General features: G+C 65.0%; 20 protein-coding genes, 1 tRNA gene and 1 pseudogene. 8 read left to right on the top strand and 14 right to left on the bottom strand.

All coding sequences use genetic code 11. The annotated features are described in order from the left end of the window. Positions 1-169: 169 nt before the first annotated feature. On the top strand, positions 170-967 hold the full coding sequence (locus EMQ25_RS10660) for a phytanoyl-CoA dioxygenase family protein (RefSeq protein WP_425290233.1): 798 nt from the start codon (positions 170-172) through the stop codon (positions 965-967). A 32-nt stretch (positions 968-999) separates the two neighbouring features. Here EMQ25_RS10660 and EMQ25_RS10655 read toward each other — a convergent pair whose 3' ends face one another. The 10 genes and pseudogenes from EMQ25_RS10655 to EMQ25_RS10615 form a co-directional block, all read right to left on the bottom strand. Beyond that, on the bottom strand, positions 1,000-1,290 hold the full coding sequence (locus tag EMQ25_RS10655; RefSeq protein ID WP_127188551.1) for a DUF3817 domain-containing protein: 291 nt from the start codon (positions 1,288-1,290) through the stop codon (positions 1,000-1,002). A 57-nt stretch (positions 1,291-1,347) separates the two neighbouring features. Further along, positions 1,348-1,566, bottom strand: coding sequence for a DNA gyrase inhibitor YacG (gene yacG / locus EMQ25_RS10650; RefSeq protein WP_127188550.1), 219 nt, complete (start codon positions 1,564-1,566; stop codon positions 1,348-1,350). A 5-nt stretch (positions 1,567-1,571) separates the two neighbouring features. Further along, entirely contained in the window at positions 1,572-2,210 is a 639-nt protein-coding gene (locus EMQ25_RS10645; RefSeq protein ID WP_127188549.1) for a Maf-like protein, read from the bottom strand. Between the two features lie 27 nt (positions 2,211-2,237). Further along, complete coding sequence (gene infA / locus EMQ25_RS10640; protein ID WP_046103343.1) at positions 2,238-2,456, bottom strand: translation initiation factor IF-1; 219 nt, start codon at positions 2,454-2,456, stop codon at positions 2,238-2,240. An 87-nt stretch (positions 2,457-2,543) separates the two neighbouring features. After that, positions 2,544-2,972 carry an arsenate reductase ArsC gene (locus EMQ25_RS18380; RefSeq protein WP_280177636.1) on the bottom strand — a complete coding sequence of 143 codons (429 nt, stop codon included), beginning with the start codon at positions 2,970-2,972 and terminating at the stop codon, positions 2,544-2,546. A gap of 57 nt (positions 2,973-3,029) precedes the next feature. Continuing rightward, a pseudogene (locus EMQ25_RS18375) lies at positions 3,030-3,506 on the bottom strand (UPF0262 family protein); the annotation flags it as partial. Between the two features lie 4 nt (positions 3,507-3,510). Next, a complete protein-coding gene (gene hisD, locus EMQ25_RS10630) occupies positions 3,511-4,803 on the bottom strand; it encodes a histidinol dehydrogenase (protein WP_127188548.1) in 1,293 nt (430 codons plus the stop codon). Further along, positions 4,803-5,246, bottom strand: a complete 444-nt coding sequence (locus tag EMQ25_RS10625; protein ID WP_127188547.1) for a DUF2948 family protein — start codon at positions 5,244-5,246, stop codon at positions 4,803-4,805. The genes hisD and EMQ25_RS10625 overlap by 1 nt, the downstream gene beginning before the upstream one ends. Before the next feature lie 111 nt (positions 5,247-5,357). Beyond that, entirely contained in the window at positions 5,358-6,650 is a 1,293-nt protein-coding gene (gene murA / locus EMQ25_RS10620) for a UDP-N-acetylglucosamine 1-carboxyvinyltransferase (RefSeq protein WP_127188546.1), read from the bottom strand. Between the two features lie 79 nt (positions 6,651-6,729). After that, positions 6,730-6,927 carry a hypothetical protein gene (locus EMQ25_RS10615; RefSeq protein WP_127188545.1) on the bottom strand — a complete coding sequence of 66 codons (198 nt, stop codon included), beginning with the start codon at positions 6,925-6,927 and terminating at the stop codon, positions 6,730-6,732. Between the two features lie 117 nt (positions 6,928-7,044). Here EMQ25_RS10615 and EMQ25_RS10610 point away from each other — a divergent pair. After that, positions 7,045-7,119 (top strand) — tRNA-Thr (locus EMQ25_RS10610). A 27-nt stretch (positions 7,120-7,146) separates the two neighbouring features. Here EMQ25_RS10610 and hpt read toward each other — a convergent pair. From hpt to EMQ25_RS10595, 3 genes are all read right to left on the bottom strand, one after another. Continuing rightward, entirely contained in the window at positions 7,147-7,698 is a 552-nt protein-coding gene (gene hpt, locus EMQ25_RS10605) for a hypoxanthine phosphoribosyltransferase (protein ID WP_127188544.1), read from the bottom strand. Positions 7,699-7,763: 65 nt separating this feature from the next. Continuing rightward, positions 7,764-8,681 (bottom strand): SMP-30/gluconolactonase/LRE family protein, encoded by a 918-nt coding sequence (locus EMQ25_RS10600; RefSeq protein ID WP_244606554.1) that lies wholly within the window; start codon positions 8,679-8,681, stop codon positions 7,764-7,766. Continuing rightward, positions 8,650-9,378 (bottom strand): FadR/GntR family transcriptional regulator, encoded by a 729-nt coding sequence (locus EMQ25_RS10595; protein ID WP_127188543.1) that lies wholly within the window; start codon positions 9,376-9,378, stop codon positions 8,650-8,652. Before EMQ25_RS10595 ends, EMQ25_RS10600 begins: the two co-directional genes overlap by 32 nt. Positions 9,379-9,540: 162 nt before the next feature. Here EMQ25_RS10595 and EMQ25_RS10590 point away from each other — a divergent pair, with 162 nt between their 5' ends. Beyond that, positions 9,541-10,542 carry a mannonate dehydratase gene (locus EMQ25_RS10590; RefSeq protein ID WP_127188542.1) on the top strand — a complete coding sequence of 334 codons (1,002 nt, stop codon included), beginning with the start codon at positions 9,541-9,543 and terminating at the stop codon, positions 10,540-10,542. Positions 10,543-10,607: 65 nt separating this feature from the next. Here the strand turns inward: EMQ25_RS10590 and kdgD are convergent, their stop codons facing one another. Next, positions 10,608-11,513, bottom strand: coding sequence for a 5-dehydro-4-deoxyglucarate dehydratase (gene kdgD, locus EMQ25_RS10585; protein WP_127188541.1), 906 nt, complete (start codon positions 11,511-11,513; stop codon positions 10,608-10,610). A 230-nt stretch (positions 11,514-11,743) separates the two neighbouring features. Here kdgD and EMQ25_RS10580 point away from each other — a divergent pair, with 230 nt between their 5' ends. From EMQ25_RS10580 to EMQ25_RS10560, 5 genes are read left to right on the top strand one after another with little or no spacing between them, the layout of a single operon-like run. Further along, positions 11,744-13,654 carry an ABC transporter substrate-binding protein gene (locus EMQ25_RS10580; protein WP_158626044.1) on the top strand — a complete coding sequence of 637 codons (1,911 nt, stop codon included), beginning with the start codon at positions 11,744-11,746 and terminating at the stop codon, positions 13,652-13,654. Positions 13,655-13,713: 59 nt separating this feature from the next. Next, positions 13,714-14,700, top strand: a complete 987-nt coding sequence (locus EMQ25_RS10575; protein WP_127188539.1) for an ABC transporter permease — start codon at positions 13,714-13,716, stop codon at positions 14,698-14,700. Beyond that, the gene (locus tag EMQ25_RS10570) at positions 14,697-15,839 is read left to right on the top strand and encodes an ABC transporter permease (RefSeq protein WP_127188538.1); all 1,143 of its coding nucleotides are present in this window, start codon (positions 14,697-14,699) and stop codon (positions 15,837-15,839) included. Before EMQ25_RS10575 ends, EMQ25_RS10570 begins: the two co-directional genes overlap by 4 nt. Next, positions 15,814-17,517, top strand: coding sequence for an ABC transporter ATP-binding protein (locus tag EMQ25_RS10565; RefSeq protein ID WP_127188537.1), 1,704 nt, complete (start codon positions 15,814-15,816; stop codon positions 17,515-17,517). The genes EMQ25_RS10570 and EMQ25_RS10565 overlap by 26 nt, the downstream gene beginning before the upstream one ends. 4 nt (positions 17,518-17,521) lie before the next feature. Further along, the gene (locus EMQ25_RS10560) at positions 17,522-18,304 is read left to right on the top strand and encodes an NAD-dependent epimerase/dehydratase family protein (RefSeq protein WP_127188536.1); all 783 of its coding nucleotides are present in this window, start codon (positions 17,522-17,524) and stop codon (positions 18,302-18,304) included. Positions 18,305-18,310 lie beyond the last annotated feature (6 nt).

Below are 18,310 nucleotides of genomic sequence, written 5' to 3'. Positions count from 1 at the left end.
GTCCGCTAGCATTCTTTCATCATGCAGTTCATCACTCGCAATTTCGCAAGCGCCCATTTCCTAGCCGCCTGAGGCAGCTGCCGCAGAGGCAGAACTGGAATGGCGCCATGGCGTCGGTATTTACGGCCGCAACCGCTCGATAGCGGGCGGGCGGCCTCCTTGCGAGATCATCACCATGCACAATTCATCTGGCGCCCTTGGCGGCGCAGACATCGATCATTTCATCACCGAAGGCTTCCTGCGGATCGACGGCGCCTTTTCGGCTGAGACGGCCGATCGGGCACGGGCCATCCTCTGGCGGGCCAGTGGTTGCGATCCGGAAGATCCCAGGACCTGGACGCGGCCTGTCGTTCGCATCGGCGAGCTCGGGCTGCCGCCTTTTGCCGAGGCGGTCGGCTCGCGCGTCCTCCACGGCGCGTTCGATGCACTGGTCGGGGAGGGGCGGTGGCTGCCGCGGAACAGTCTCGGTACCTTCCCGATCCGCTTTCCTTCCCCCGAGGACCCGGGGGATGCGGGCTGGCACATCGATGTGAGCTTCGGCACGGAGGATCCCGACTTTCTCTCCTGGCGTGCGAACATCACCTCGCGCGGCCGGGCGCTTCTCATGCTGTTCCTCTTTTCGGACGTGGGGGAGAAGGATGCACCGACGCGCATTCGCGCCGGCTCCCATCTCGATATCGCCCGGCGCCTTGCGCCCGCCGGACCGGATGGGCTTACCCTGCGCGAGCTGGCGGCAACGGGGTTTGCCGAAAGCGCCCATCGTCCCGAAGTGCTCGCGGTCGGCGCGCCGGGGACGGTCTATCTCTGCCATCCGTTTATCGTTCATGCAGCCCAGCCGCACCACGGCACGGAGCCTCGCTTCATGGCCCAGCCGCCATTGCTGCCGCGCGGAGAGTTCGCGTTCGAAAGGTCCGATGGCGCCTATAATGCGGTGGAGCGAGCCATCCGGCTTGCCCTTGAACGCTGAGTGTCTCGGCCGGCGTCCATATCGGGCGCCGGTCAGGCGGCTTTTGCTTCGAGCCGCTTCAGATGGGGATCGTTGAGGAAGGTGCCGAAAGGAAAGAAGGACGCGATCGTCGTGCGCGCCCAGGTCGCGGGGGCATAGCCCTGCCCGCTGAAGGCCGCGACCATCATGGCGATATAGGCGAGAAACGCGATCCCATGGACGAGGCCCACCGGCGGCACGAGCGCCGGAAAGCCGAAGACATGCTTGGCGGGCATGGCGACGAGGAAAAGCGCCAGCGTGGTCAGGCCCTCGAAGAGGGCGACGATGCGAAAGGTCCTGAGCATGAGGGGAAGCCTAGAGCATCGCCGATGAATGGCGATGCGACCCTTGGTCTCCTGCGCTCAGATGTCGTCGTCTTCCGGAGCGGGCAGGCCCGGGGCATCATCCCCGCCATCGTCTTCGCCGGTGCCCGCCGGGATCACATAGCTGCCGGTAAGCCAGCGGTTGAGATCGATATCGGCGCAGCGCCCCGAGCAGAAGGGATGAAAGGCCTGGCTCGAGTTCTGCCCGCATATGGGGCAGGGGCGGACCGGGCGAAGCGGAATGACGTTGTCGGCCATTGCGGCTAGACGCTCGAGAGATTGGCGAGGTTGAGCCAGTTGAAGTGCACGGGATACCCTTCGCCGGCGAGCAGCGAGACCGTTTCGTGCAGCGGCAGGCCGACGACGGCGGAGTACGAGCCGACGAGCTTCAGCACGAACGCCCCGGCGATCCCCTGGATCGCGTAACCCCCGGCCTTGCCCCGCCATTCGGCGCTCGCGAGGTAAGCCTCGATTTCGCGCGTGGAGAGGCGCTTGAAGCGGATGCGCGTTTCGACGAGCCGGCGCCGCATCTGGTTGCCTGGTGTCAGCACGGTGACCGAGGTGAACACGCGATGCGAGCGCCCCGAGAGGAGCTGCAGGCATTCGCTCGCTTCTTCCATCGTCTCTGCCTTGGGCAGGATGCGCCGCCCGACGGCAACGACCGTATCGCCCGAGAGCACGAGCGCGTTTTGTGCAAAGCCGGCGGTGCGGGCCTTGTGCTGGGCGCTCAGTGCCTTCTCGTCAGCGAGGCGTGCGGCAAGCTTGCGGGGCAGCTCGCCCTTTTCGGGCGTCTCATCCACATCGGCCGGCACCAGATGCTCTGGCTCTATGCCGATCTGGTTGAGGAGCGCGAGGCGCCGCGGAGACGCGGAAGCAAGGATGAGTTCCGGGCGGCTGGCCATGGCACGTCCTTCAGGCTGAGGCGTCGCTTACTTGAAGCGGTAGGTGATGCGGCCCTTGGTGAGGTCGTACGGGGTCATCTCGCACAGCACCTTGTCGCCCGCCAGCACGCGAATGCGGTTCTTGCGCATGCGACCTGCGGTGTGGGCGATGATCTCGTGATCGTTTTCCAGCTTCACCCGGAACGTCGCGTTCGGAAGCAATTCCGTAACGACGCCCGGAAATTCGAGCACTTCTTCTTTAGCCATACTGTCTCCTGAGAAGGACCCGCGGCGCTTGTGCTTCAATGGGCGCAAAGGGCGGCGGGGCCGGATTTCGGCGCAACCTATAGGAAGTCAAATGCTTTGTGAACCACCAGAAATCAAGGGTTCCAACCGCTCGCGCAGCCGCAGCTGCAGCGTGTCGCGCAAGGTGCGATAGGCCGCGAGCACCGCCTCGCGATTGCCTTCCACCGCTGCGGGATCATCCATCGGCCAATGCTCGATCGTGCCCATTTCGAGCCCGCGACGGGCGACGGCCTCGGGCGCATCCCCCGAAAGCGTCACGACGAGATCGAAATGATTGGCGATGAGTTCGTCCATGGTGTGCGGGGTGTGCACCGACATGTCGACGCCGATCTCCTCCATCACCTCATGGACGAACCCGTCCGCCTTGCCGGAGCGGACGCCGGCCGAACGGGCGATCAGGCGCCCGGGATAGAGCCGGCGGGCGAGTGCGGCGGCGATCGGGGAGCGCACCGAATTCATCGAGCAGACGAAGAGCACGCTGGGGAGTTCGCTGACCCGCTCGTCGATCCGGCTCGCATAGGGCTGCACCGCGCAGATGAGCGTGAAGAGACGCCGGGCCGTATTGAGGTCCATGTCGAGCTTGCCCTCGAGCCGGGTGCGCAGGAGCTCGGCCGCCTCGTTGTGAATGCCGCGCCGACCCATGTCGACCGCTTCGATCTGAAAGGTCGAGGCGGTCTTGATCGCGTCGTAATAGCTGTCGCGGATCCGGAAGTAATCGCGGATCAGCCGCCGAAAAGGCGTGAGCGAGAGATAATGGGCCGAGACCGGCTGATAGGTCTCCGGGTCACGTACGTCGAGCACGATCCAGTTGCCCACGATCGAGACGTGAAGCGCGAATGGTCCCCGCGCGCGGACCCGGGCAGGCGCGAAACGATTGTCCTCGACCAGATCGTAGATCGCGATCCGCCATTCATGCACCTCGTCCGGATCGGTCGAGGCGATCGTGTTGGGATCGAGCGTCACCGCAACGACCCGGTCCGTCGGCTCGAATTCGCGCGGACCCGAGACCATTGCCCTACCGGTTGAGCCGGATGGAAACGGAGCGGCCGTGGGCGGCGAGCCCCTCGGTATCGGCAAGCGTAATTGCGGCGCCCGCAAGTTCGGCGAGCGAGCCGGGATCGCAGCCCAGAACCGAAGTGCGCTTCATGAAGTCGAGGACGCCAAGCCCCGACGCGAAGCGCGCCGAACGTGCCGTGGGCAGCACATGGTTGGAGCCCCCGACATAGTCGCCGATGGCCTCGGGCGTGTGGTGCCCGAGGAAGATCGCGCCGGCATTGCGGATGCGGGCCATCAGCGCGCGGGGATCATCGACGGCGAGTTCGACATGCTCGGAGGCGATGCGGTTGGCGAGCCGTGCGGCTTCCTCCAGCGACCCGACGGTAATCACGGCGCCGTACTCGTCCCAGCCCGCCCCGGCGATTTCCGCGCGGGGGAGCATTGCGAGCTGCCGCAGCACTTCGGCCTCGACCGCATCGGCGAGCGCATCGTCCGTCGTCACGAGGATCGACTGGGCGCCGCCACCGTGCTCGGCCTGGGCCAGCAGATCCGCGGCCACCCACGCAGGATTGGCCGATCCATCGGCAATGACCAGAACCTCGGAGGGACCTGCGATCATGTCGATGCCGACAGTGCCGAAGACCTGCCGTTTCGCCGCTGCGACATAGGCATTGCCCGGACCCACGATCTTGCTCACCGGCTGGATCGTCTCGGTGCCATAGGCGAGCGCCGCAACCGCCTGCGCGCCACCGACGCGATAGATTTCGTCCACACCCGCGATGCGCGCTGCGGCGAGCACGACCGGGTTGACGATCCCGTCGGGGGTCGGGACGACCATCGCCAACCGTTCTACCCCCGCGACCTTGGCGGGCACGGCATTCATCAGGACCGAGGATGGATAGGAAGCCGTGCCACCGGGCACATAGAGCCCGACGGCCTCGATAGCCGTCCAGATCGTGCCGAGCGTCACGCCCAGATGATCCTCGTAGATATGGTCCTGCGGTTTCTGCTTTTCGTGATGGGAGAGGATGCGCCCATGCGCGGTTTCAAGCGCCTCGCGCACTTCAGGCCTGAGGTCGCGATGGGCCGCATCGATCTCGTCGGCCGAAAAGCGGAGGGTGGTGGGGGTCAGGCTCTGCCTGTCGAACCGCTCGGTGAGCGTGATCAGGGCTTCGTCGCCACGCCTCCTCACATCCTCGAGAATTGTCGTGACCGCATCCCCCACTTCCTGGGAGGCTTCGCGCTTGGAGCCGAGCAGCATTTCGAAAGCGGCGTCGAAGCCGGGCGCGGCGCTGTCGAGGCGCTGTGGCATCAGGCGGTCTCTCCATCGAGAACGTGTGTGGGGCGGGCCTTGGCGGCCCATGCGGCACCGAGATCCTTGAGCCGGGCTTCGAGGCATTCGACCTCGAGCGCGACCGTGCCGCCCCCGGCGAACCGCATCATGACCGTGCCGGCCGGCGCGTCCTTTTCCTCAAAGCGGATGGTGAGAAGCTCGAGAACGCCTTCCTGCGCGTTGAGGTCGATGCCGGCCGCCCTGACGTCCGTCACATGCTCGAAATGCAACGCAGTCCGCTTGCGCTGCCCGCGTCCGGCTTCGGTGTCTGCCTCCCAGGCATAGCGGTTCATGAGGAGGGCAAAACGGCGGTCGGATCGCGCAAAGCCCATGTCCGGAACGCGGATGACGGCATCCTGCGTCGTTGCGGAGACGACGTCGAGATCGTCCTGGTCGAGGGCGAGCAGCTTTAGGTCGGTCATATGGATCGTCCTGGCAATCGGAAGAAGCCGCTTATCTCGGCATTGCCCGTCCCGTCTACAAGGTCGGGGGGTGACGGACAATCCCGTCACCCCTGCGCCTCAATGCCTCTGTCAGCCCGAGACGCGCTCGATCTCGGCGCCGCAGCGCGAGAGCTTGTCCTCGAGCCGCTCGAAGCCGCGATCGAGATGATAGATGCGGTTGACGATCGTTTCGCCCTGGGCGGCGAGCCCGGCGATGACGAGAGAGACCGAAGCCCGAAGGTCGGTTGCCATGACCTGCGCGCCCTTCAGCGCCGGCACGCCGGTGACGGTCGCCAACTGGCCCTCGACGCGAATGTCCGCGCCGAAGCGGGCGAGTTCGGCCACATGCATGTAGCGGTTCTCGAAGATCGTCTCCCGGATACGGGAAACGCCGCCCGACATCGTCATCAGCGCCATGAACTGCGCCTGCAAATCCGTCGGAAAACCCGGGAATGGCTCGGTGTCGATGTCGACGGGCTGGATGCCGTTGCCATTGCGCAGGATCCTGAGGCCCTCGGCCTCCTCGGAAACATGCGCACCGGCCTGCACCAGGACGTCGAGCGCCGACTGCAGATGTTCGGCCCGCGCATTGCGCAACAGCACGTCCCCGCCTGCCATTGCGGCGGCCATGGCGTAGGTGCCGGTTTCGATCCGATCCGGCAGCACCTCATGGGTCGCGCCATGGAGGCTGTCGACCCCTTCGATGACGAGCGTGGAGGTATCGATCCCGGAAATCTTTGCGCCCATCGCAACGAGGCACCGGGCGACATTGCCGATCTCGGGCTCGCGCGCGGCGTTCTCGATGATGGTCGTGCCCTTGGCAAGCGTTGCTGCCATCATCACCGTGTGGGTCGCCCCGACGGTCACCTTGGGGAAGCTGACCCGACCCCCGACAAGCCCGCCCTTGGGCGCCTTGGCAACGACGTAGCCACCATCGATCTCGATTTCGGCGCCGAGCTGCTTCAGCCCGTAAAGGAAGAGGTCGACCGGGCGCGTGCCGATGGCGCAACCGCCCGGCAGGGAAACCCGCGCCTCATGCTCGCGCGCCAGAAGCGGGCCGATGACCCAAAAGCTCGCCCGCATGGTGGAGACCAGCTCGTAGGGCGCGCAGGTATCGACGATCTCGCCGGCGGTAAAGGTGATGCGCTGTCCGTCCATCTGGTCGGCGCCGCGCCGGCGCCCGTGCACGGCGATGTCGACGCCGTGGTTTTCCAGAATGCGCTCGAGCTGCTTGACGTCGGCGAGGCGCGGCACGTTTTCGAGGATCAGCGGTTCGCGTGTGAGCAGCGAGGCGATCATCAGCGGCAGGGCGGCGTTCTTGGCGCCCGAGATGGGGATTTCGCCCCTCAGCTCATTGCCGCCGACCAGACGAATGCGATCCATGTCGAGTTCCTGTGGAGCGGGCGCCGGGGAGGGCGCCGGGAGGGGTGTATGTCCGGCTTAGCCGAGTCACCGGACCGGTTCAAGGCGCGCCCGAATCGTCGCCATTGTCGCCTTCAGCCCGGGGGCCGGTTTTCGCGGCGTCTGGATTGTCCGGATGCAGCGCGTCTTCCGGCCCTGCCGCCCGGGCCCGAGCCTGGCTCTTGCGACGCCTGAGGTTTTCCCGCAGCTTTGCGGCCAATCTTTGCTCGCGGGCCTTCGCCTCGTCGGATTTCGCCATCTGCGCCCCACACCGTCCGCTGCTGCTGGAGGCCCTCCCGCTAGCCGATTTTTGGCCTTGCGTCGAGAAAGCCGCTGTGGCACTAACCGCCCGTCCAAGCGGCCCCCGGGCCACGCTGCTGCTGTAGCTCAGTGGTAGAGCACTCCCTTGGTAAGGGAGAGGCCGACAGTTCAATCCTGTCCAGCAGCACCACTTCCCCGGGCTTCAGTCTTCAATGAATCAGGCCGTCGGCTTCTCGATGAAGCGCACGGCGCCGATATGGGGCAGATTGCGGTTGCGCTGGGCGTAGTCGATGCCGTAGCCGACGACGAACTTGTCCGGAATCTCGAACCCGATCCAGCGTGCCCTGACGTCCACTTCCCGGCGGGAAGGCTTGTCGAGCAGGGCGCAGACCTCCACCCGCCGCGGATGGCGCGTAGCGAGGATGTCGAGCACGTGGCGCAAAGTGTGGCCGGTGTCGACGATATCCTCGACGACGAGGATGTCGCGCCCTTCGATCTCGCCGCGCAGATCCTTAAGGATCCTGACCTCCCGGCTCGATTCGGTGGCATTGCCATAGGACGAGACCTCGAGGAAATCGACTTCGACCGGCAGGTCGAGCTCGCGCACGAGATCGGCGATGAAGATGAACGAGCCGCGCAGCAGGCCGACGACGACGAGCTTGTCGGTATCGGCGAAATAGGTGGAAATCTCGCGTGCGAGGCTCTCGACGCGCGCGGCGATTGCCTTGGCGGAAATCAGCTCGTCGATCACATAGTCGGTTCTGCTCATCATCGGCTCCCGTTTCGGCCCGAGCCTATAGAGCATCAGGATCGGCTATTGAAGCCGGGATGCTCTTAGTCGGCAAAGCGGGACACGGGCACGCCGGCGACCGGCATGCGCAGCGTGACGATCGCGCCGCAGAGCGGGTGCTGCGCGAGGGTTTCCGCGTCGATGCCCGATGAGAGGCTGGTGACGAAAAGCGTCCGCATGTCCGACCCGCCAAAGCAGGGCATGGTGGGACGCAGCGTCGGCATCGGGATGAAACCAACGAGCTGCCCCTCCGCGTCGAACTGGTTGAGCCGGCTTTGGGAGGGCGCTGCCGACCAGTAATCTCCATTGAGATCGCACGCCCCGCCATCGGCGCGCCCGAGGGTCTCGTCGATGATGCCGAGCCTGACGCGGCCGTTGGCCTCGCCGGTCGCAGGATCGAAATCCCACCTGTCGAGCGCCATCGGGCCGCGTGAGTCCGAATGGTACATGAGCCGGCCATCCGGGCTCCAGGCAAGCCCGTTGGTCGTCGTATAGCCATCGGCGAGGACGCGCACCGCGCCATCAGGCCCGACCCGATAGAACGCTGCAGCGGGAGCGCCGTCGCCGCTCGCATCCATGCTGCCGATATAGAAGGCGCCGTCCGGTCCGACCTTGCCGTCATTGAGCCGCATGCGGGGCTTTCGATGAGGGAGCGCCGCGAGCATTTCTCGGTTCCCGCTCGCTCTGTCAAAGAGGATGACGCTGTCGCGAAGCCCGACGACCAACCTGCGCGAACGACAGAGCCCGAACGCGCCGACCGGTTCACCGAACCGCCACGCCTCGCGTTTTCCGTCCTCCAGACGCAGCGCGTGGATTTCACCCCGCGGGATGTCGCACCAGAGGAGACTGCCATGTGCCTCGTCCCAGACCGGGCTCTCCCCGATCTCGAATCTGTCGGAAAGCAGGGGGGTGATGTCGGCGGCGATCTCCTCAGCCATTGGCGCCTGCGAGTGGTAGATCATTGGCGAGGCTCCACTCCCGATAGCGGCGTCGGCCCCCTTCGAGATGAGCACGCATGGCCGCCCGCGCGCGATCGGGCTCGCGTCGGCTGACCGCCTCGAAGATATCGCGGTGCTCGGCCTGAATCGCCTCGAGAAAATCGGCGCGATCCTTCTCGTCGGTGAAGCCGGCGCGCAGGGCGCGGCGCGGGATCAGCCGGTCGCCCATGTCGTCGACGAAGAGGCGGAAGCGGCGATTGTAGGTCGCGTCCGCAATGGCCCGGTGAAAGGCGCGATCGGCTTCGGTCGCGAGGGAGGTTCCGGCCGTGCGGCGGGCAAACTGCGCCAGCGCCTGCTCGATCCGGAGCAGATTGGTCTCGGTGCGGCGCTCGGCGGCAAGCCCTGCCGCCTCGATCTCGACGCTCATGCGGAACTCCATGAGTTCGAGCACTTCGCCGATGTCCTGCGGCGCCTCCATGAACATCGAGCCACCGACGCGCTTGGGCTCGCTGACGAAGACGCCGCTGCCGCGCCGCGAGCGGAGCCGCCCTTCGGCCTTGAGGCTGGCGATCGCCTCTCGCACCACGGTGCGGCTGACCGAAAAGCGCTCGCACAATTGCTCGGCAGGCGGCAGCTTGTCGCCGGGGCGCAGATTGTCCATCTCGATCAGCTGCGCCAGATCGACCTTCACCCTGTCGGTGAGCCGCATGATGTCCGCCATGGGCGATAGCCCTCCCGCATTTCCGCGTTCGCGGAATCAATCATATTAATGAGCGTTCGGCGCGGCCCCAGCAAGGGGCGGCGGGCAAATTTCGCGCGCGTCACCTTGTCCGGACATAAAATCTGTCATACTCGTTTATGAGAAGTATGAGGATTTGAGCCAATGTATGTCGGAACACAGCTTGGCGGCGCGAAAGCCGCCGAACTCGGCGATGCCTATTTTCGCCAGCTTGCCCAGCTCGGCGTCAAGCATGTCTGCATCGATCCGCCGGGGAACGCCTATGACTGGACGCGGGACGATCTCGAACGTCATATCGAGCGGCTGGGGCGTGCGGGGCTCGTCCTCGACATGGTCCAGCTGCCCCTGCCGTCCTCGGGCATCGACACAAATCCCTCGCACGCCATACTGACCGGAGCACCCGAGCGCGACCGTGACATCGAACGGCTGTGTGGCCTTGTCGAGATGCTCGCCGCGGTGGGGGTGCCGGCTGCCAAATACAACCTCAACATCGTCGGCATTCCGCGCACGCCTTCGGAAAAGGGGCGGGGTGGGGCGGTTCTCTCCACCTTCCGGCACGACCAGACGACCGATGACGACCAGATGACCTTTGCGGGCCGGGTCGATGCCGACACGTTCTGGGAGCGGATCACCTATTTCCTCGAGCGCATTGTGCCGGTCGCCGAGGCATCCAGGCTCAGGCTCGCCTGCCATCCGCATGACCCGCTGACGCGGCCGGGCTACCGCGGCGTCGACCGGGTGCTGGGCGATGCCGAAGGGCTGAAGCGGTTCGTGCAGATCGCCGAGAGCCCTTATCACGGCCTCAATTTCTGCCAGGGCACCATTGCGGAAAGCCTCGAGAATCCGCGCGAGGAGATCGGCGACATCATTCGCTGGTTCGGGTCGCGCGGGAAGATCTTCAACGTGCACTTCCGCAACATCAAGGGCGGGCGGTATTCGTTCACCGAGGTGTTTGCCGATGACGGCGACATGTCCATGCCCGAAAGCTTCCGCATCTACAAGGAAGTCGGCGTCGATTGCATGATCATGCCGGACCACGTGCCCCATATCGATGGCGGCGCGCCCTACGAGACGGCTTTCGCCTTCAGCTTCGGCTACATCATCGCCCTATTCCAGGCCAATGGATGGGACCCGTACGGCCCCTGAGCAGGGAAACCGGCACGAAAAAAACGGGCCCCTCCGGGCCCGTTTCCATTTGGTGATGGGTAGCTTCAGGCGTGAGCGGCGATCAGCTGGCGGAGCACTTCGCGCTCTTCGCCGTCGAGATCTGTGAGCGGGGAGCGCACCTTTCCCGCTGGACGGCCGACCAGGTCCGCGCCCGCCTTGATCATCGAGACTGCATAGCCGCGCCTGCGGTCGCGCAGCGCGATCAGTGGCAGGTAGAAGCTGTCCATCAGGCTTCTGATCGTCTCCCCGTCGCGCTGGCGGACCGCCCGGTAGAAGCGCAGGGCCAGTTCCGGGACGAAATTGAAGACCGCCGAGGAATAGGTGGTTACGCCCATTTCGAGATAGGGCTGGGCGAACACTTCGGCGGTGGGCAGCCCGCCAATATGCACCAGGCGATCGCCGAGTGCATGGGAGACACGCTGCATCAGTTGCAGATCGCCGATCCCGTCCTTGTAGCCCACGAGATTGGGGCAGAGCTCGGCGAGGCGGGCCAGAGAATCCGGGGTCAGCCGCGAATTGTCGCGCGCATAGTAGATGACGCCGATCCCGACCGCATCGCAGATGGCTTTCATATGCGCGACGATGCCCTCCTGTTCGGCGAACATCAGATAGTGCGGCAGCACCAATATGCCCGCCGCGCCGGCCTTCTCGGCCCGCTTCGCCAGATCCACCGCCATGCGCGTACCATAGCCGACCCCGGCCAGGACCGGCACTTCGGCACTGCTGTTGGCGACGGCGGTCTCGATAATGCTGTCATACTCGTCATAGCCGATGGAGAAGAACTCCCCCGTGCCCCCGGCCGCAAACAGCCCGGCCGCCTCGTAGGATGACAGCCATTGCAGGCGGCGCGCATACGAGTCGCGATCGAACTCCCCGTCGGCGCCGAAGTCGGTGATGGGGAAGGAGAGTAGCCCCGAACCTATCCTGGATTTGATCTCGTCCAGCTGCACTGTTCCGGCCTCCTCGTCGCCGCAAATTAGTATGATTGCATGCAGCTAAAGCCTGCGATTGGCCCCTGTCAATGCAGAAATGCGGCAGTCTGGCAGCAAGCAGCGCAAAAGCAGTATGATTTATCGTTGACAAGGCTCAGGGCGTCATACAAGACTTCGACAGGGCCGGCGTCCAAGTGAGGGAATGTACCCTCCGGATGCAGGGTTGGAGGGCCCGATTGGGAGGAAAGATGAGACATTTGCGTATGGCCGCGATGGCCGGCATCTCGTTTATCGCATTGACGGGCGCGGCCTTCGCGCAGGACTACCAACAGGCCCCGATGCTCGAAGAGATGGTGGCATCGGGCGGCCTGCCCGAAATCGCCGAGCGCCTCGGCGCCGAGCCTCGCGTGATGGAGCCGATCGACGAGATCGGCCAGTATGGCGGGACCTTCCAGGGCGGCATGGTGGGCGGAAACGACCGTAACCTGCTGCTGAAATTCACCGGCTACGAGCCCCTGCTGGCCTGGGACCGGGACTGGACCGGCGAAGTCATACCGAACGTGGCGACGGGCTATTCTGCAAGCGAGGATTCCACCGCTTTCACCTTCACGCTGCGCGAAGGCATGAAGTGGTCCGACGGTTCGCCCTTCACCGCCGACGACATCGCCTTCTTCATCGAGGACGTGCTGCCCGAGGCCAAGCTCTTCCCGACCAAGCCCGGCTGGCTGGTCGTGGACGGCGAACTGCCTTCGATCGAGGTCATCTCGCCGACCGAGTTCACCATCTCCTGGTCGCAGCCGAACGGGCTTTTCATTCTCAACGTCGCCGGTGTCTTCGGCACCCAGCTCACCATGCTGAACAAGGCCTATTGCAGCCAGTTCATGCCAAAATACAATGACGAGGCCGAAGCCAATGCCGCAGCGGCGGGCGTCGCGGACTGGGCCGAGCACATGCTCAACATGTGCGGCGTCGAGATCGAGAACATCCAGCGCTGGCGCAATCCCGAACGCCCCGTCATCGAGGCCTTCCGCCTGACCGAACCCTATGTCGCGGGCGCCACGCGCGTCGCCTTCGAGCGCAACCCCTATTACTGGAAGGTCGATCCCGAAGGAAACCAGCTGCCTTATATCGATCGGGCGAGCTTTTCGGTGAACGCGGATCCGCAGACCCTCGTGCTTGCGACCCTTGCGGGCGACATCCACTTCGAAAGCCGCCACACCAACAGCCCGGCAAACCTGCCGCTCTATGTCGAAGGGCAGGAGCAGGGCAATTTCTACATCTCGCCGCGCGAAAAGCTGGTGGGCAACCAGTACAACGTCTCGATCAACCTGACCCATCCCGATGCTGCCAAGCGGGAGATCTTCGGGAACAAGGACTTCCGGGCCGCGCTCTCGCTGGCGCTCGACCGGCCGACGATGATCGACCTGCTGTTTTTCGGCAATGGCGTGCCCCAGCAGGTCGCGCCCCGGGAAGGGACGCCCTTCTATCACGAGCAACTCGCCACGCAATTCACCCAATATGATGTCGAGCAGGCCAATGCGATGCTCGACGAGATCGGGCTGGACGGGCGCGGCGGCGACGGCTTCCGCACCATGCCCGATGGCAGCCCCCTCGTTCTCACGCTCGCTGCGGTCAACGCGCTTGGCGGGCATGGCGACACGGCGGAACTCGTCACCCAGTACTGGCAGGCCGTCGGCATCGACGCGCGCCTGAGCTCCATGGACCGCACGCGGTTCTATGAGGAAAAGACCAACAACACCCATGATGCGGTGATCTGGGGCGCAACCTCCGGCGGTATCGACGTCTACATCGATCCGCGCGACTACTTCCCCTTTTCGACAGAATCCAACTTCGCCATCAACTGGGGCAAGTACTACATCAATGCCGGCGGAGAGGAGCCGCCTCAGTACGTGAAGGACCAGTGGGCCCTCTATGACGACATCAAGGCGACCGCCGATCCCGAACAGCAGGCCGAGCTCTTCCAGCAGATCCTCGATATCACTGCCGAGCAGTTCTACAATATCGGGATTTCCACGGCCACCCCGAGCTATGCGGTGGTCTCCAACGATCTGGGCAATGTGAGCCGCGACACGCCGGTGGGCTGGATCTATCCCGACCCCGGGCCGGAAAACCCCGAGCAGTGGTACATCAAGCAATAGGCTGAGCCATCCGCCTTCCGGGCTCCGGCCCGGAAGGCCCCTCGTTGCGGGAGGCCCCGATGTTCCTGTTCGTGCTGCGCCGGATCGCCGGAATGATCCCGGCCATGTTCGCGATCTCGATCCTCGCCTACACCATCATCCAGCTGCCGCCTGGCGACTTCGTCTCCACCTATGCCGCGCAGCTGGCCGAAAGCGGGACCATCGTCGATTCCGCACGCCTTGAGTCCCTGCGCGACCGGTACGGGCTCGGCCAGGACGTGGTCACCCAATACTTCAAATGGATCGGCGGCATCGTCACCCGCGGCGATTTCGGCGACAGCTTCGAGTGGAACCAGCCCGTCACCGAACTTGTCTGGGACCGCATGGGCATGACGGCGCTGATATCGCTCCTGACGCTCATCGCGATGTGGGCCGTGTCCCTTCCCATCGGCATCTACTCCGCCGTCCGCCAGTACTCGGTCACCGATTACGTGGCGACGATCTTCGGGTTCCTCGGCATGGCGACGCCGAACTTCCTCCTCGCCATCGTCCTCATGTACATCTCCACCATGTGGTTCGGGGCATCGGTCGGCGGGCTCTTCTCTCCCCAGTTCGTCAATGCGCCGCTCTCCTGGGCCAAGATCTGGGACTTCATCACCCATGCCTGGATCCCGATCCTGATCCTCGGGACGGCCGGCACCGCATCGCTGATCCGCGTCATGCGCGCCAATCTCCTCGACGAGCTCCATAAGCCCTATGTCGAGGCGGCGCGCGCCAAGGGCATGCCCGAGACGCGCCTCATCCTCACCTACCCGACGCGCGTCGCGCTCAACCCCTTCATCTCGACGGTGGGCTGGGTGCTGCCGGCGCTGATTTCGGGTGAACTGATCGTCTCGACCGTGCTCAACCTGCCCACGGCCGGTCCCTTGCTGCTGCAGGCGCTCAAGAGCCAGGACATGTTCCTTGCCGGCGCCTTCATCCTGCTCAGCGGTGCCCTGGTCCTCATCGGCACGCTGATCTCGGACATCCTCCTTGCCATCTCCGACCCCAGGATCAGGCTGTCATGAGCGAGCCCACGGTACAGGCCGCAGCCGACGCGGCGCTCCTCGACCAGCAGGTCGACGCCTCCCGCCTCCAGGGCGCGAGCCAGTGGGGGCTGATCTGGCACAAATTCCGCCGCCACAAGCTGGCCGTCTTCTCGCTCGTCGTCGTCGGCTTCATCTATTTCGTGGCGCTGTTCGCCGAGTTCCTCGCCCCGACCGATCCCGGCCGGTTCGATCCGCGCTACACCTATGCGCCGCCCCAGAGCATCGGGCTCTTCGTCGATGGCAGCTTCCAGCCCCATGTGAAGGGCTATTCGATCGAGCTCGACCAGGCGAGCTTCCGGCGGGTGTTCGTCGTCGATCCGGACGTCACCATCCCGATCGGCCTTTTCGTGCGCGGACAGAGCTATCGGATGTGGGGGCTCTTCGAGACCGACCTGCACTTCATCGGCCCGCTCGATCCGAGCCAGCCCTTTTTCCTCATGGGCGCCGACCGGCTGGGTCGGGACATGCTGAGCCGGACCATACACGGCACGCGCATTTCCATGTCCATCGGCCTCGTGGGCGTCGGCCTCTCCCTCGTCATCGGCATGATCCTGGGCGGCATATCGGGCTATTATGGCGGCTTCGCCGATCGGGCCATCCAGCGGGTGATCGAGTTCATCCGCTCGATCCCCACCATCCCGCTCTGGCTCGGGCTTGCAGCTGCCATGCCGCGCGAGTGGCCGCCGCTCCAGGTCTATTTCGCCATCCTCGTTATTCTCTCTCTGATCGGCTGGACCGAGATCGCCCGGGTGGTCCGCGGGCGCTTCCTGAGCCTCCGGGGCGATGATTTCGTCATTGCCGCCCGGCTCGACGGTGTCAGCGAATATCGCCTCATCATGAAGCACATGATGCCTTCGCTCTATTCCCACATCATTGCGGCGATCACGCTTGCCATCCCCAACATGATCCTTGCCGAAACCGCCCTCAGCTTCCTCGGGCTGGGGCTGCAGCCGCCCATCGTCAGCTGGGGGGTGCTGCTGCAGGATACGCAGAACCTGCGCGCCATCACCCAAGCGCCCTGGCTCTTCATTCCGGGCATCTGCGTCGTGGTCGCCGTCCTGGCCCTCAACTTCCTTGGCGATGGAGTGCGCGATGCCGCAGACCCCTATGCAAAGTGAGCCCGGCGCGCCGGTCCTCCGGGTCGAGAACCTCTCGGTCGAATTCCCCGTCCACAAGGGGCTGGTCCACGCCGTCAAGGATGTGAGCTTTTCCATTGGCCGGGGCGAGACGCTCTGCGTCGTCGGAGAGTCGGGTTCGGGCAAGTCCGTCACCGCACGGGCCATCCTGCAACTGATCGCCGAGCCGGGACGCATCACCAATGGCCGCATCCTCCTCAAGGACAAGGACGGCGCCGGGGAGACCGACATCGTCGCCCTGGGCAATCGCGGGCGGGCGATCCGCGAGATCCGCGGCCGGCGCATCGCAATGATCTTCCAGGAGCCGATGAGCTCGCTGTCGCCGGTCCACACCATCGGGCGCCAGATCACCGAGACCATCCTGCTGCACGAAAAGGTGGACAAGGCGGAGGCCCGGCGCCGCGCCGCTGCCCTGCTCGACCGGGTACGGATTCCCAACCCCGAAGAAGCGCTCGACCGGTATTCCTTCGAGTTTTCCGGCGGCATGCGGCAGCGTGCGATGATCGCCATGGCGCTCTCGTGCAATCCCGAAATCCTGATCGCGGACGAGCCGACGACAGCGCTCGACGTGACGACGCAGGCCGAAATCCTGGCGCTCATCCGCGAACTGCAGCGCGACCGCGGCATGGCGGTGCTGTTCATCACCCATGACATGGGTGTGGTCGCCCAGATCGCCGATCGGGTGATGGTGATGTTCAAGGGCGAGAAGGTCGAGGAGGCTGACGTCTTCTCGCTCTTTGAAAAGCCCCAGCAGGCCTATACCCGTGCGCTCCTGGGCTCGATCCTGAAACTCGAGCGTCCCGCACCGCGCCCGCCCCGGCCCGAGGCCGAAAAGCCCATCGCGCGGATCAGCGATCTCGAACTCCATTTCCCGCTCAATCCCGGTTTCATGGGCCGCCCGACCGCGTATCTCAAGGCGATCAATGGCGTCAGCCTCACCATCAACGAGGGCGAGAGCGTGGGGGTCGTCGGCGAGTCCGGCTCGGGCAAGACGACGCTGGGGCGCACGCTGCTGCGCGTCTACACGCCGACGAGCGGCAAGGTCGATTACTGGCGGGGTGAGGGGGGCGTGGTCGATCTCGCGAGCCTCTCCCGCCGCGAGATGAAGGCGCTCTACGGGGAGGTGCGGATGATCTTCCAGGATCCGCACGCCTCGCTCAATCCGCGCATGACCATCTACCAGATCATCTCCGAGCCGCTGCGCACCAATACCGACATGACCGAACGCCAGATGCAGGGCCGGGTGCGCGATCTCCTCACCCGCGTCGGATTGCCGGCGGATATCTCGGACCGCTATCCGCATGCCTTTTCGGGCGGGCAGCGCCAGCGCATTTCTATCGCAAGGGCGATCGCGGTCCGGCCACGCCTTATCATTGCAGATGAGCCGACCTCCGCGCTCGATGTGTCCCTGCGCCACCAGGTCCTCGACCTGATGCGGGACCTTCAGGCCGAATATGGCCTCTCTTATCTTTTCATCTCCCACGACATTGCAGTCATCCGCTATTTCTGCGACCGCGTCGCCGTGATGAAGAGGGGGCAGATCGTGGAGATGGGAGATGTGGTGCAGGTCTGCGAGAACCCGGTTCACGAATATACCAGGACCCTGATCAGCGCCGTTCCGCGACCCGATCCGCGTCTCCGACTGCAGATGGCCGGGTGAGACTATGGCGGCAATCCTTATCACCGGCGCGGCCGGCACGCTCGGCACGCATCTGCGCGCCCGTTTTGCCGGCGCCGGACGCGACTATGTCGCCACCGACATCCGTCGGCCCGCAGACGGCGAGGACATGACGCTCGCCGATCTCTCGGACCGCGCTGCCGTCGATGCGCTGATGGCGCGCGATATCGCGGCAGTCGTCCATTTCGGCGGGGAGGCCAAGGAGGCGGGCTGGGAGACGATCCTAAACGCCAATATCAGGGGCACCTACAACGTCTTCGACGCAGCCCGGAAAGCCGGCGTCGGGCGCGTGGTCTTTGCCTCGTCCTATCATGTGATCGGCATGTACCCGGCGGGCGCCGAGCCGCTCGGCCTCGATGCCGACCCGCGCCCGGACTCGCTTTACGGCGTCTCGAAGCTCTTCGGGGAGAACCTCGCGAGCCTCTACTTCCACAAATTCGGCGTGCAGTCGCTCTCGATCCGGATCTGTGCGGCCGGTTCGCCCAAGACGACGCGGGAGTGTCGGGTCTGGTGCAACAAGGACGACCTCTCGGACCTCATCGAGCGGGCGCTCGATGTCCCCGAGCTTGGATGCAAAACGCTCTTCGGCATTTCGGCCAATGACGGCGCCTGGTTCTCGAACCCGCCCGGGGAGACGCTGGGCTGGGTGCCGCGCCACAACTCGCGCGAACTCGGTCTTCCATACTGCGATGCCCCGCTCGATCCCGATGCGCCGCAGAACCGTTGGCTGGGCGGTGGCTTCCCCACCTGGCCGCACATGGACGACTGAGCGCGG

The sequence above is a fragment of the Arsenicitalea aurantiaca genome, from assembly GCF_003994485.1.
GTDB classification, from domain to species: domain Bacteria; phylum Pseudomonadota; class Alphaproteobacteria; order Rhizobiales; family Devosiaceae; genus Arsenicitalea; species Arsenicitalea aurantiaca.
This window is presented reverse-complemented; position numbering and strand designations above follow the sequence as displayed.

Excerpts from the sequence above, each read along its gene's own strand:
- EMQ25_RS10655 (WP_127188551.1), bottom strand. The coding sequence starts at position 1,290 with ATGCTCAGGACCTTTCGCATCGTCGCCCTCTTCGAGGGCCTGACCACG.
- yacG (WP_127188550.1), bottom strand. The coding sequence starts at position 1,566 with ATGGCCGACAACGTCATTCCGCTTCGCCCGGTCCGCCCCTGCCCCATA.
- EMQ25_RS10645 (WP_127188549.1), bottom strand. The coding sequence starts at position 2,210 with ATGGCCAGCCGCCCGGAACTCATCCTTGCTTCCGCGTCTCCGCGGCGC.
- infA (WP_046103343.1), bottom strand. The coding sequence starts at position 2,456 with ATGGCTAAAGAAGAAGTGCTCGAATTTCCGGGCGTCGTTACGGAATTG.
- hisD (WP_127188548.1), bottom strand. The coding sequence starts at position 4,803 with ATGCCACAGCGCCTCGACAGCGCCGCGCCCGGCTTCGACGCCGCTTTC.
- EMQ25_RS10625 (WP_127188547.1), bottom strand. The coding sequence starts at position 5,246 with ATGACCGACCTAAAGCTGCTCGCCCTCGACCAGGACGATCTCGACGTC.
- murA (WP_127188546.1), bottom strand. The coding sequence starts at position 6,650 with ATGGATCGCATTCGTCTGGTCGGCGGCAATGAGCTGAGGGGCGAAATC.
- EMQ25_RS10615 (WP_127188545.1), bottom strand. The coding sequence starts at position 6,927 with ATGGCGAAATCCGACGAGGCGAAGGCCCGCGAGCAAAGATTGGCCGCA.
- hpt (WP_127188544.1), bottom strand. The coding sequence starts at position 7,698 with ATGAGCAGAACCGACTATGTGATCGACGAGCTGATTTCCGCCAAGGCA.
- EMQ25_RS10600 (WP_244606554.1), bottom strand. The coding sequence starts at position 8,681 with ATGATCTACCACTCGCAGGCGCCAATGGCTGAGGAGATCGCCGCCGAC.
- EMQ25_RS10595 (WP_127188543.1), bottom strand. The coding sequence starts at position 9,378 with ATGGCGGACATCATGCGGCTCACCGACAGGGTGAAGGTCGATCTGGCG.
- EMQ25_RS10590 (WP_127188542.1), top strand. The coding sequence starts at position 9,541 with ATGTATGTCGGAACACAGCTTGGCGGCGCGAAAGCCGCCGAACTCGGC.
- EMQ25_RS10580 (WP_158626044.1), top strand. The coding sequence starts at position 11,744 with ATGAGACATTTGCGTATGGCCGCGATGGCCGGCATCTCGTTTATCGCA.
- EMQ25_RS10575 (WP_127188539.1), top strand. The coding sequence starts at position 13,714 with ATGTTCCTGTTCGTGCTGCGCCGGATCGCCGGAATGATCCCGGCCATG.
- EMQ25_RS10570 (WP_127188538.1), top strand. The coding sequence starts at position 14,697 with ATGAGCGAGCCCACGGTACAGGCCGCAGCCGACGCGGCGCTCCTCGAC.
- EMQ25_RS10565 (WP_127188537.1), top strand. The coding sequence starts at position 15,814 with ATGCCGCAGACCCCTATGCAAAGTGAGCCCGGCGCGCCGGTCCTCCGG.
- EMQ25_RS10560 (WP_127188536.1), top strand. The coding sequence starts at position 17,522 with ATGGCGGCAATCCTTATCACCGGCGCGGCCGGCACGCTCGGCACGCAT.